Source organism: Terriglobia bacterium (assembly GCA_020073085.1).
In the GTDB taxonomy this organism is placed as follows: domain Bacteria; phylum Acidobacteriota; class Terriglobia; order JAIQFV01; family JAIQFV01; genus JAIQFV01.
Genome location: JAIQFV010000001.1, coordinates 180252 through 193301, shown reverse-complemented (window position 1 = coordinate 193301; position 13050 = coordinate 180252). Strand labels below are relative to the sequence as shown.

Here is a 13050-nt window from a genome sequence, read left to right as displayed (position 1 = left end):
GGGCAGTTCCCTTTGACGATTGAAGGTTGTGTGTTTGCAGGCGAAAGAGACCTTACAAAGCAATTACAGACGACATCTGCCTTTTCAAATACTGGCCTGACGAGTTGGCTGCCTGGAGTTGGACCAATCTCAGTGATTGTAGGGATGGAAAGAACGAAAATGATTAAGATGCATAACACGAGCTTCACAGTTGACTCCTCTATAATTATCTGACTGGTGACTTTATGTTCGTGTGTCTCGCGTGATCTTGATATCGAACCAGTGTGTTAGTCTGGACCAAAACGCCGCCTGATTCAGCTAAACTTCCCACGAACCACGCTTGCGTCCATTGATCAATTTGGACATCCGACAATGGCGACTGGGGAGGCAGCGGTGTAGGAGTGAAGCCGGGGCTCCCTATACAAATGTAATCGCCAACCGTCCCATCAGTCGTCGTAAACTGAGTTTGGGGAGGAATTCCCCAATTGTTCCCGATGTAAATATCTTTAAAGTCGCTGAATGATTCATTCACTTGTGCTACTGTAATCAGACTGTTAAAGAAGCTACGAATTTGATAACGGATTATAGTTTGAAAGCCGTCAGTGCCAGTTGGTGCCCCTTCTCCACAACTTCCACTGATACCAAGATCTTCTGGGTATGGAGTCCCGGGCAGCAGATTGGGGACCAACTTGTAAGGCGAGTCAATGCTGAGACTCCAAGAAAATGTAATCGGCTGCGTCGCCCCTGGAGGTGTATAATTCAGTTGAACCGTCACATCGTTTGCCTTTGTGCTGAAGGACGTGCTGCTGATTCCGAGCGTGTTTGCATTGGTCTTTGTAATTGTCGTCGAGTTGTTCTCAAGGGTCAACTTATCTGTCCCATTGATGATTGTCCATACGAATGTCCCTGTGTTCACGCCATTGGCAGTTAGTGTCGCACTTGTTGCTCCGAGGGTAAATCCCAAGGGTGGCTGATTGCCCCTCCCAAAATACCAGAGCGCTTTATCTTGCGAGATTTGAGGTGTTTGCACATTCCCCACCAAATTCACACAGCCAAATCCTGGGAAAACAACCTTTTCGTTGATCGTCTGGATTGGACGACCACCGAGTAGGGTCATATCCGTCAAATCAAACACATGACTGAAATTCAATGAATCCCCGGCAGCAAGACCATTAGTGGCAACTGAGCTCAAGCCCAATGATGGACAGGTAAGAGTTTCATCGCCACTCCCATCGCATTGGTGATGGGTCATCTGCTGAAGAGGAAAAAATGGAATCCCGCAGGCGTTTCCTACGGGTATTTGGTACGTGAGGCTGTCGGGACTGGGTCGTGGACAGAGCAAGGCAGTGTTTGTGACATCAAAACTGCTCGCCCCCGATCGGCCCCCGTAGGGCGCCGTAAATGATAACGTGGTCGGTGAGATTTGCAGTGCTTTGAGGGAATTCGTGACTTCCAAGAATTCCTGACCTCTACATTGAAAGGTCACTGGGTCGCAATCGAGACCTGCGCCCCCCGGCGCCACCGCGGCGGGAATATCTCTCACCACCCTGGTAAGTTGATCAGCAACCATGCCGACGATATCAATCAGTAGGCTATGGATTCTAATGGTTGCCGTACCGACAAAGGCGCAATTGGACTCGACCTCGATCCCATCTATTCGCACTCGTGGATCTCCCGGCAAGAACCAATCTTCATAATTAACCATAGAAAAAGAGTCAACGGAATAGACGATGCAGGGATAAAGGAAAATAACTGGAATCACGACGGGTTCAGTAGGAGCAAGACGATGGTTGATGATCCCACCAATTTTCGCCAGAGCAATGATCTTATCGGCCTTGCTCACGTGGCTAAGGAGAGTCTCAATCAGGGGAGCCACTTGAGCGGCGATGGTAATGGCCTTTTTGACGCTGGCGGGCACGGGAAGAAACTGAATCAACTCACCGGCATCGGTCAGAATTTCAGGAATCTGTCCCGGCGAGAGATTCCCCAAACGGCGCGACAGGTCCAGAATGGCATGAAGTGGAGGGAGGTTCGCTACAAGGCAATTCGTAATACTCGCGGATTTCTGTTGTAAATCGTTCAGGACAGTAGGGTTGAACTTCCCGTTGATGATCAAATTGCTGAGATCAAACCCGCTTAGACCCCCGGACTGCTGGACCACACAGACTTGAAGTTTGTTGAACAAATCGAGGATATTCGCATCGCACATCGCGGTGTAGTCGTAAACGGTGAGGGTAGCGGGTAGAAACGTCTGAAAACTGAATGAAATCGACCCCTGCGAGGTGTTCAAAGGAAGTTTAGGAACCGCCATTTTGAATTGGATGGTAGTGTCTCCCCCGGTGTTGGAAACTCCCAGGATCGACCCGCCGTGGGCCATCACAAAGTTTCGAAGGGACATTTGACCTTCCCCGGAGGCCGTGACTACTACGTTGTCCGCATTGAAATTCTGAGAGCCAGCGAAGGGGATCTTGATCCCGTCGCCAACGGGCAACCCGAGCAGGACAAGCTCGTAGGTCGTGCTATCCGGGCCGGTATTGAGATCGTAGATACCCCGCAAATCTGCACCATCTGCCCGGAGGACGAGTCCATTGGGGGCATCCCCAATTCCATTGGCGGTGGCGGTGGCAAAAAGGCCCACCTTCTTTGTGGAGGTATTCGGATCGTTAGATTGCACCACAATTTCAGAGAAGTACAACAAAGAGTTGACATGGGCTGACAAGAGCAAATCGAACGAAGGGTCAAACTGGACAGAAAATGTCAGAGTCTGACCATAAGCGAGAGTGACTGGGAGGGCGGGCAGGTTCAGCATCGAATACACTCCCGCGCCGTCACTCCATCCCTGCTCCACATGGTGCTGCAGCCCGATGGAACTGATGGCCAAGGGTTGTGCCCCCACATTCTTTAATGTGACGTCGTAAGATTGGGGGTTGTGAGGAGACTCCTGCGTCACGGTTATGGAGCCATATTGGACCGTGAGGTCAGTGGGTGAACCCTGGGTGTCAGCAATGGCGATGATCGGGAGCGAGGGGGGCGCCACGGAGATCGTTCCCGACACTTGGTCACAGGGGGTTCTGACAGTAAAAAGATAGGGCCCAGGCGCCACAGCAGCAGCGACCTGCATGGAGGCAGTCACAAACCCTCCGGAATAGTCTCCTGCCGAGGTGGGATTCGAAAATGTGATTCCCGGGTTGTCACTGGTGATTGTCACCGGACCGCAGAGACTTGTTCCGTTAATGGTGATTGCATTGCTTGCGCCTGCCGCGACGGTACTCGGCACCACCGGGGAATTCTGATCGAGAGCCGGCGCGTCGGGACAACTGACGAAAATGCGCCGGATGTTGTTCTGCGGTTGGTCTGACCAGTCAGAAGTGGGGAGAAGGGTATTCCGTAATCCCGTGAAAAGATAATCCCCCGAGGTCGTGCAGGTGGCCGCATTAACAGTGACCTGGGCCGGCTCACCAGGAGGATTATTGAGTGCCGGATTGAAGGTCGGAAAACCAGTGTCATAGAGAGGGCCGCCGTTGTTCAGCATAAAACGAGTGTCCACTTTTGCGCCGCCTGTGTTCCGCGCGGTCATGGTGTAACTGGCAGGAGGCTTTATGGAACCCGGTGTAATGGAAAGCGAATTGGTAAACGGTTTTGGCGGCAAGATCGTAAAGGAGGGGTAGGGTGAAGAAAAGTTCACCCAGTCCGGCGCTCCAGCGATCTTAATTGCACGATACCAGTAGGTGCCCGGGGCATCATTGTGATTGACCTTGATGTTTCTGGCCTGACCGGAGCCGTCCAAAGCATGCTCCCATGGGTCCACCGTGACGACATTTCCGATATTGCCGGACCATTCGTACTTGAAGCCGATGCTGATGTTGGCGCCACCCCCCACCGTGAGGGTATACATGTCATTGCCGGCGTTTCCCTGGGTGGGACTAAAGTTCATCGAAGTGGGCGGTAAGACTGCGGACGCAGGTGTACTGGGACTCTGAGCTCCAGACCATCCCACCCCATCCCGGGTCATTTGCCATTGAAAGTAGTATGTATTGGGGTTGGCCGGCGCTACTACATTAAACGCGAAGGTCTTGGTGGCCCCTGGGGGAACACTTTCCCCTGGCGCCAGGGAGACTCGACTTAATCCCCAAGTGGTATTATTGGATGGGTTCCTGGAGCCTAATCGAAAGAGTTGACCCTCAGTCCAGGTGGTCGTTCCTGTGTTTCTCATGGTCACATACACAGAATAGGTTCGTCCGACCTCCATGGCAGGCAGCGAGGTCTGATCGACATAAACGGCGTCGTTCACTTGGGTGTTGACGTGTATGGTGTAAAAAGCCCTTGCGGTCTGACCTGATTCGTTGTGCGCGGTGAGCACATATTGAGCAGTGGAGAGAGGACACTCTTGTGTGGAGTATTCGAGTGGTACGTCCTCGCCACTTAGGTCAACCGACGTAGCATTCTCCGAACTCCAACGCACAATCGTGCATTGATGGATGTTGATGGTGCTTTGGTCGGCATAGAAATAGGAGATGGTGGGTGGAGAGGGTTGGGGGTACAAGGTCAAAGGGGTGGAGACGTTGGCCCAGGCGCCGCTCGGACCGTTGAGAGAATTGCGAATCCATCTAAAAGTATAATTGCCGGCAAAGGAGTCGCTGTCGTACCAATTGTCAACACAGCCATCCGATCCAAAGGTCACCCCGTAGTCGGTTTCATACAAGACGCCGTCCCAGTAGTACTTCAGATCGACCGTCATGTTGGCTCCACCGCCTGCACAGAACCTGACGCTGCCGGGCATGGTGATGCTGTTCGGACTCGCCGACAGTGAAGTGGGATTGGGACCTGCCGCATTCATCTGAAGCGGAGAGGCGAGCAGCAGACTGAGAAGGCAAAGCATGAGAAGAGAAATGAGGTCTGGTCTCCATGTCGTTCTTCCGGCGCCAGGCGAATCTCCAGCGAAGGAATCACTCTCTGATGAATTCTCATTTACAGAAATCCAGGGCGGACAGTCTCGAGTCTCGACATGCTGTGGTTCATGATTCTCGGATGCGCCATTGCGGCCCAAGATGACAGAGCACTGCCGGGTCCAAATGATTCGAGGTGCCGGTGCTGACATAAGAGCCTCCTCCGGGGAAAGAGGAAAAGGAATGAAAGGAACAACGTCCTAAATCTGAACCTGGGGTCGCTCGTGGTGACGAGGGGGAAAACACGAGCGCTTTAATCGATAACATAGAGAGGGGGGGGGGGGTGTCAAGAAAAATTTCACAAAGTGACGCTCACGCTTGCTTCCGATTTCAATTTTTTCCGGGATGACGACAAAGTGAATTCAGGTGAGAGGTGACAGTTGATTTCTGGAGAGAGGTGGAGTCGGATAAAGGTGCGTTGATGGTTCTCCTGGGCGGCTGCGGCATTCTTGGGCAGTTCATTCTCGATCAGCTCGGCGGTTCGACCCTAGAGACAGCGCAGGCATCGCAAAGAGCGCGATGCCCGCGGCACCCGGCAGTTCATTCTCGATCAGCTCGGCGGTTCGACCCTATCGACAGCGCAGGCATCGCAAAGAGCGCGATGCCCGCGGCACCCGGCAGTTCATTCTCGAGCAGCTCGGCGGGGCGACCCTATCGACAGCGCAGGCATCACAAAAAGCGCGATGCCCGCGGCACCCGGTGCGGCACCCCACGATTGAAATTCCCCACATCTTTTCGGCGTGGTAGAATGGGCCGAATCATGAAATGGTCACTCGCTACCGCCGATCCTTCGAAAACGGCCACGCTCAAGGGAGAACTGGGTTGTTCCGAGCTGATGGCACGCCTGCTGATCAACCGCGGGCTCGCCAACCCGGAGCACGCCTACAAGTTCTTGCACCCCTCGCTCTCTGACCTGCATGATCCCGCGTTGATGTGCGGTCTTCCGCGGGCAGTCGAGCGTATTCTGGAAGCAGTCGAAAAGCACGAAAAAATCCTGATCTATGGGGACTATGACGTCGACGGGATGACGGCCGTGGTCATCCTTCGAAAAGCGATCCAGATGCTGGGGGGTGAGGTGCGTTACCACATCCCGCGCCGGCTGATCGACGGGTACGGGATGAAAGAGGACGTTATCGAGCGTGCCGCCGCCGAGGGCTTTCGACTCGTCATCAGCGTGGACACCGGTATCCGGTCGTTTGAAGTCGTGCGGGCGGCGTCTGCCCTGGGCCTCGATACGATCATCACCGACCATCATCTTCCGGAAGAAGACGAAGCAGGCCAGACCGAAATTCCCCAGGCGCTGGCCGTCCTCAATCCCAAGCGCAGCGACTGCGGGTATCCCAATGAGAACCTGTGCGGCTGCGGGGTCGCCTTCAAGGTCGTCCAAGCCCTGCTCCAGAAGACCAACCGGCTGTCGCTCCTCCCTTCATTTCTGAAGATAGTCGCCATCGGAACGGTTGCCGACGTCGTGCCGCTGGTCGGGGAGAATCGGGTCATCGTCAAGTTTGGCCTGGAGCGGTTGGCCCAGCCCGCCAATGTGGGATTGAAGGCGCTTTTGGAAATCTCGGGGTTGAAGGATAAAAAGATTCTTTCGAGTGACATCGGCTTCCGGATCGCTCCGCGTATCAATGCTGTGGGGCGGATGGGCGGGGCAAACGAGGTGGTCGAACTGTTCTCAACCGATGATGAATCGGTGACCCGGTCGCTCGCCGAGAAAATGAATCAGATGAACTCCGAGCGGCAGCAGATCGAGCAGCACATCCTTCAGTCCATCGATGAGCAACTCACCCGGGATCCCGCCTTGACAGAGGACCTGGTCATGGTTCTCGCGGGCGAGGGGTGGCACCGTGGGGTCATCGGGATCGCCGCTTCGAAAGTCCTGGAGAAATACCACCGTCCGACCCTCATCCTGGCCTGTGAAGATGGAGTGGCCCAGGGGTCCGGACGGTCGATCAAGGCATTTCATCTGCTTCGGGCCCTGGACCAGGTGCAGGATCTATTCACGCGCTATGGCGGACATTCTCATGCCGTCGGCTTCTCTCTGCCGGTGGAGCGGATTGCGGAACTGCGCCAACGGTTGAATGCCTATGCGCGCGCGGTCCTTACGCCGGAGGATCTGATCCCGAGTCTGGAGATTGACGCTGAAGTTCGCCTCTCCGATCTAGATGACCAGCTGTATGCGGAGATGGTCTCGCTTGAACCGTATGGGGAGGGGAACCCGGTTCCCACGTTTGTCGCGCGCGATTTGAGAATGGTGTATGAGCCACGCATCCTCAAGGAAAAGCATCTAAAATTGCGTGTGGAACAGGATGGGGTTTCTCTGGATGCTTTGGGATGGGGAATGGGGGCACGGCTCAATGGGGGTGCTGGAAGAGGGCGCGAAATTTCCATGGCGTTTCAACTCAATCAAAATACGTTTCAGGCCGTGACCTCCTTGCAATTGACGATTAAGGATTTCGAGTAGAACCAGGGACGCAGCGCTTTGATCCCAGGGGTCAAAGCTCAGAGCAGCTCCGGTGAAGGGGCTCGAGGGCCCCCGGAACTCCTGCCGCCTCATTGAATCAGTAGACCACTTCCTGCCAAGACAAGAAGCCGCGGGCCAGGGGCGCACAGTGCAATATCATCACATTCGAGTCACGCGAGTCATCGTTGTCATCGCCCTGCTCCTCATTGTCGCCTTGACGTCGTGGAACTACCTGCGTCGCGCCTCGCGCCTCAAGGCGCTGAAGCATACTATTCCCGAATTGCTGCCTCAGAATGTGGAGAACTCCACCGTCGGTTTCAACTATACCAAGATTGAATCCGGCCGAACCGTTTACTCCATTAAGGCCTGGCGCAATCTGGGTCTGAAGGGCAACAAGAACCTTCTCGAAGACGTTGAGGTTCTGGTTTACGGCCGGGATGGCGATCGCTATGACCGAATCCACAGCGCTCGCGCTGACTATAGTCAGGACTCCGGCACCATTCAATTTGAAGGTGATGTGAGCATTCTGTTGAGCAGCAAGAACCAGGAGGTCCGGGCCACCCGCCTCGCCGAGACCGATCCGAGCAAGGCTTATCTGAATAAGACCTTGGTCAAAACCTCGAAGGTGCTTTATTCCCAGAGAGAAAACCGAGTGGAAACCGCCGCCCCGGTGCAATTCACCTTCAACGATCTCAGCGGCAGTGCCCTGGGAATGAAATATGATGCTTCGAAGGATCGTCTGAGCTTGCTGCAGGACGTGCACGTCAAACTGGATCGAGGCCAGGGCGCGCCTCCCGTGGAAATCACGAGTGGGTCTCTGAGTTTCGAAAAGGCAGCCCACCAGATCGCATTTGGAAGCCCGGTTCATCTCAGTCATGGAGACGACTCGCTGGATGCGATGGATTTGGTGATCCACCTGGGTTCGGACAACCGGGTTGAGACGGCAGAGGCGCGGGGGAACCCCTCGGTGAAAACCCAGGCACCCAATGCACAATCAGATTTAACAGCGAATGTCATCACGGCAAAACTTGGAGGTGAAGCGAAATCATTGGACCAGATTGTCGCAGAGGGCAATGTCCATTCAGAGAGCCGCTCCCTTACCTCGACGACGGAACTGAACGCCCAGCGGCTCACCACCCTGTTTACCGGAAGCCGTAACGAGCCGCATCAATTAATTGCAGAGAATGACGTCGTCCTGAAGATCATTCCTGCCGGCGGAAAAGAAGCACGCTCGACGGCCCCCTCGCCTCCTGGCGCCCCCGCCCTCTCTCTGTCGAACACCACGGAAACCGAAATCCTGCATTCAGCCCGGGTTGAAATCACACTGCGTGCGGGAGGACGCGAATTTGAGGGCCTGATCACTCCCGTCCCCGGGATCCTGGAACTGATCCCCACCCAGCCCACCCTGGATCGAAAGGTCGTGGCGGGAGACCGATTCGATGCCACCTTCTCCGGGCAGAGGAATACATTGGATTCCTTCCGGGCGACGGGACACGTCACGGTGGACCTGGAGCCGAGGTCTCCGCTCCCGTCCAGCACTCATCGAAAGACGCAAAGCGACGCGCTCGTGGCACGATTTGATCCCGCCAGCGGACTGTTGACCAGCATCGATCAGACCGGTGGTTTTCGATTCGTGGAAACGGGCCTCAGCTCCCAGCCGGCCTCCCGGAACGCGACGCTGCTGCGCCAGGCAACCGCCACGAGGGCCCATTATACGGCGGCGGAAAGAGTGACCTTGCTCCAGGGGGACCCCGAGGTATGGGATTCGACCGCCAAGACTACCGCACGCACCATGACCATGGACGAACAATCCGACAAACTCACGGCAGAGGGAAATGTCCTGACGATTTACCAGGATCGAAAATCCACGTCAGCTCCCTTTTCGAACACCAATAGTCCAGTCTTCATCTCCGCCCACCGGCTCGTTGCGCGCTCGCGGGAACATACGGCCTTATACTCGGGGAATGCCCGCATGTGGCAGGATGATGACGTGGTGAAGGGTGATGAGATCCACCTGGATCAAACCGCCAAAACAATGGTGGCGTCACACCATGTCATGAGCACCTTTCTGACGGAAGAGAGTGGGAAGGGAAAGAAAGACTTTGTGTCGGTGACCGCCGACGAGCTGCAGTATGACGACTCCAAGCAGCGGGCCCACTACCAGGATCATGTGGTCATGAAGGGGGAGATGGGGACCCTGGGAGCGCCCACCCTCGATATCTTTTTCGTTGAGAAACCCAAACCCCACGAAGGACGGGTCGACCGTGCCATCGCCCAGGGAGGGGTTCTGATTGAACAGCCTCAACGGCGGGCCACCAGCGAGCGCGCAGAGTTTTTTCCCCGTGAAAACCGGGTCCTTTTGAGCGGGAACCATCCCACGATTGTCGATGCGGTGAAGGGCGCATCCACCGGCCGTGAATTGACTTTCTTCACACGCGATGATAGGATTTTGATTGATGGGGACAATCAGGCGCTTGCAACCACGCAGCATAAAGTAGCTCGGCAATGACGTCGAACCGAACTCCCGCCAACAGTTCGTCATCGAACGGCTCCCAGGTCCTCCGGACAATCGAGATTAACAAGTCGTTTCGAGGTCGCCGTGTAGTGAATTCCGTGAACCTGGAAGTAACGCAGGGAGAGGTTGTCGGGCTGTTGGGCCCGAACGGGGCGGGGAAGACCACGACATTTCACATTATCGTGGGCCTGACCCTGCCGGACTCGGGCAGCGTGAAGCTCAACAGCGAGGATATCACCCGGCTGCCGATGTTTCTGCGGGCCCGCAATGGGATCAGCTATCTGCCGCAGGAGACTTCCATCTTCCGGAAGTTGACCGTCGAAGAGAATCTGCTGTCAATCCTGGAAATGCTGCCCCTGTCTGCCTATGAGCGCCGTCACCGGTGCGAAAACCTGCTCGAGGATCTCGGCATTACCCAGGTGCGTCGGAGCTACGGGTACACCCTTTCGGGGGGCGAGCGTCGCCGCGTGGAAATCGCCCGGTCACTGGTCATCTCACCGTCCTTCATCCTGCTGGACGAGCCCTTTGCGGGCATCGACCCCCAGGCGGTCGATGACATCCAGAAGATCATCTCCCATCTCAAGACCCGGAAGATCGGGGTTCTGATGACTGATCATAATGTCCGTGAAACCCTGCGCGTGACCGATCGGGCTTATATCATTCACGACGGGAAGATCTTTCGGGTGGGCACTCCGGATGGGTTGTCCAATGATCCCGATGTTCGGCGCGTCTACCTGGGCGATAATTTCTCGTTGAGTTGATGGGGTGTCGGCGGTGCCGGGGATGGGCTGTTGTCATACTTTTGGAAAGGAAACGAGTTGAAATTGAATGGGAGACTTTCGCTGGAACTCAGTTCGAAGTAAAATGGATCTGACATTCCGCATCGATTGAATTCAGGAGGGTCTTCAACCACCACGTATGTCGAGCTTACAACCCAAACTGAGCCTTCGAATCGCTCAAAAGCAAATCCTCACTCCTGGCCTGGTCCAGATGGTGTCCATTCTGGCGCTCAACAACCTGGAGCTGGGCGAGATGATCCGTCAGGAGGTCATGGAGAATCCGGTTCTTGAAGAGATCGCGCTGGAAGGTCCCGCGCCGGAAGAGGAGGAAGAGGGAGCGGACCGGGAGGCCCGAACCAAGGCACCTTCGGAACGCGTCCGCGAAAAGGAAGTGATCGAAACTCTGCCCGCCGACGACTCCGCGAGCATGGGCGGGGACTTTGAGTTCAGCCAGTATTTTGACGATTATTTCGAGCCGTCCTCGACAGCCACCCAATCCGAAGTCATCGAGAAACCCTCCTTTGAGAATTTCCTCTCGAAGCCCCAGACGCTGGCTGATCATCTCAGCTGGCAACTTGGTTTTGCGGTGGTGGAGGAGGACGTGCGTACGGCAGCCTCTGAGATCATCGGCAATCTGGATGAGGACGGATTGCTGAAAGCGACGCTGGAGGAGATTTCCTCTTCCAGCGGCCTGCCCGTAGAGCTCATCGAGCAGGGATTAAAGCTGGTCCAGGAATTTGATCCGGTCGGCGTAGCAGCACGCGACCTGAGGGAATCTTTGCTGATCCAGCTGCACAGTTTGGGAGAGCCCAATCCCTTGGCGGTCACCATCGTCGAGAATCACTTGAGGCAGGTGCAGAACAAGCAATACCGCGAGATTGCCCGGGCCGTCAACCGGCCGGTGAATGCGGTCATTGCCGCAGTGGAGCAGATCAAGACGCTCGATCCGCGCCCGGGACAGCGGTACAACAAAGTGGAACCTCGACTCATCCAGCCGGACGTCTTCTTTGTCAAAGTGGGAGACACTTATACCATTGTGCTGAATGAGGACGACATCCCCCAGCTTCGTCTCAACCAGACCTACAAGAAGATGGTCGAGAAGAACGCGTCCCCCAAGGATGTCCGGGATTATGTGCGGGAGCGGTTCGGTTCGGCGCTCCAGCTCCTGAAGAATATCGAGCAGCGTAAGCTGACCATCCTGAGGGTGTGTGAATCGATTGTCCGCCGGCAGCGCGAGTTTCTGGACTTCGGCATCGACCAAATGAAGCCCATGATGATCAAGGAAGTGGCGGAAGAGCTGGGGGTGCACCCCTCCACCGTCAGCCGCGCCGTGGCGCATAAGTACGCGCATACCCCGCAGGGGGTGTACGAGTTGCGTTATTTCTTCTCGGAAGCCGTCGGCGGGCCCATGGGGAACGAGACGTCGCTCGTGATTTTGAAGCGACGCGTCAAGAAGATGATCGAAGAAGAGGATTCCCAGAATCCATTAACCGACGAGGAGATCACCCGGCGGCTCAATGGCGAAGGAATCCAGGTGACTCGACGCACGGTGGCCAAGTACCGCGAGGATATGAAGATTCCCTCAACCCATCAGCGACGCATCAAAAGTTAGCCTGCACATATGATCCAGGAACCAAGTGAACGCGGAACAACCCATGTTCGGTCCCATCAACGCTGGTAACTCAAGTCAGGAGGTGGCGTCCATGCAAATCGATTACACGGGTCGTCAGATGGACATTACTCCCGCCATTAAAGAGTACACCGAAGAGCATCTGTTTAAGCTGAAGCGGATATTGGGTGACCAGATCAAGGCCCATGTGATTCTAACTGTGGAAAAGCACCGCCATATTGCAGAAATTACCGCGAAGGCCCGCCTCGCTGCTTTTGTGGGAGTCCACGAGACGACGGATATGTATTCCTCCATACTGGGCGCACTCGAAAAGATTGAGAAACAGGCGAAAAAATCGAAGGCCAAGCGCAAGGAGAGCAAGCGACGATCGGAATCGCTCTCGCATGTCACCATGAACGTGCTGGATCGGGAGACGGTCCAGGTTTCCGGCGACGGGATTCGTATCATCAAAACGCGTAAATTTGCCGTGAAACCCATGTCGGTGGAAGAGGCCGTCCAGGAAGTGAATGAGTCCAAGGACGAGTTCCTCGTGTTCCGAAATGCCGAATCCGATTCAATCAATGTCATCTACCGCCGGAGTGATGGTCATTTTGGACTCATTGAGCCGGAGGTTTAATAAAGCCTGCTTCGCATCCATGCGATTGACCTCTTCTCCTTGCCCCTGATGTAGTGGCGGAGAAGCGGGGCGAGGCGGGGTCATGGCCGCCTCCTCCGGGGACGTGTTCCGTAACCCGGGC

7 protein-coding genes are annotated in these 13050 nt (G+C 55.4%); 6 read left to right on the top strand and 1 reads right to left on the bottom strand.

What is annotated here, in order from left to right; translation table 11 throughout:
- Positions 1–205 precede the first annotated feature (205 nt).
- Positions 206–4858: a hypothetical protein gene (locus tag LAO21_00785; protein ID MBZ5551223.1), complete on the bottom strand. Its 4653-nt coding sequence runs from the start codon at positions 4856–4858 to the stop codon at positions 206–208.
- 586 nt (positions 4859–5444) lie between these two features.
- Between LAO21_00785 and LAO21_00780 the strand changes: the two genes are divergently transcribed.
- From LAO21_00780 to raiA, 6 genes are all read left to right on the top strand, one after another.
- Positions 5445–5672 carry a hypothetical protein gene (locus tag LAO21_00780; protein ID MBZ5551222.1) on the top strand — a complete coding sequence of 76 codons (228 nt, stop codon included), beginning with the start codon at positions 5445–5447 and terminating at the stop codon, positions 5670–5672.
- Between the two features lie 13 nt (positions 5673–5685).
- Positions 5686–7389 (top strand): single-stranded-DNA-specific exonuclease RecJ, encoded by a 1704-nt coding sequence (gene recJ / locus LAO21_00775; GenBank protein ID MBZ5551221.1) that lies wholly within the window; start codon positions 5686–5688, stop codon positions 7387–7389.
- A 148-nt stretch (positions 7390–7537) separates the two neighbouring features.
- A complete protein-coding gene (lptC, locus tag LAO21_00770; GenBank protein MBZ5551220.1) occupies positions 7538–9898 on the top strand; it encodes an LPS export ABC transporter periplasmic protein LptC in 2361 nt (786 codons plus the stop codon).
- Positions 9895–10665, top strand: coding sequence for an LPS export ABC transporter ATP-binding protein (gene lptB, locus LAO21_00765; GenBank protein ID MBZ5551219.1), 771 nt, complete (start codon positions 9895–9897; stop codon positions 10663–10665). Before lptC ends, lptB begins: the two co-directional genes overlap by 4 nt.
- Positions 10666–10822: 157 nt before the next feature.
- Entirely contained in the window at positions 10823–12295 is a 1473-nt protein-coding gene (gene rpoN / locus LAO21_00760) for an RNA polymerase factor sigma-54 (GenBank protein MBZ5551218.1), read from the top strand.
- Positions 12296–12386: 91 nt separating this feature from the next.
- On the top strand, positions 12387–12929 hold the full coding sequence (raiA, locus tag LAO21_00755) for a ribosome-associated translation inhibitor RaiA (protein MBZ5551217.1): 543 nt from the start codon (positions 12387–12389) through the stop codon (positions 12927–12929).
- The last annotated feature ends 121 nt before the right edge of the window (positions 12930–13050 follow it).

Bases quoted from the DNA above. Each gene is read 5' to 3' on its own strand.
- LAO21_00785 (MBZ5551223.1), bottom strand. From the start codon at position 4,858: ATGCTTTGCCTTCTCAGTCTGCTGCTCGCCTCTCCGCTTCAGATGAAT.
- LAO21_00780 (MBZ5551222.1), top strand. From the start codon at position 5,445: ATGCCCGCGGCACCCGGCAGTTCATTCTCGATCAGCTCGGCGGTTCGA.
- recJ (MBZ5551221.1), top strand. From the start codon at position 5,686: ATGAAATGGTCACTCGCTACCGCCGATCCTTCGAAAACGGCCACGCTC.
- lptB (MBZ5551219.1), top strand. From the start codon at position 9,895: ATGACGTCGAACCGAACTCCCGCCAACAGTTCGTCATCGAACGGCTCC.
- rpoN (MBZ5551218.1), top strand. From the start codon at position 10,823: ATGTCGAGCTTACAACCCAAACTGAGCCTTCGAATCGCTCAAAAGCAA.
- raiA (MBZ5551217.1), top strand. From the start codon at position 12,387: ATGCAAATCGATTACACGGGTCGTCAGATGGACATTACTCCCGCCATT.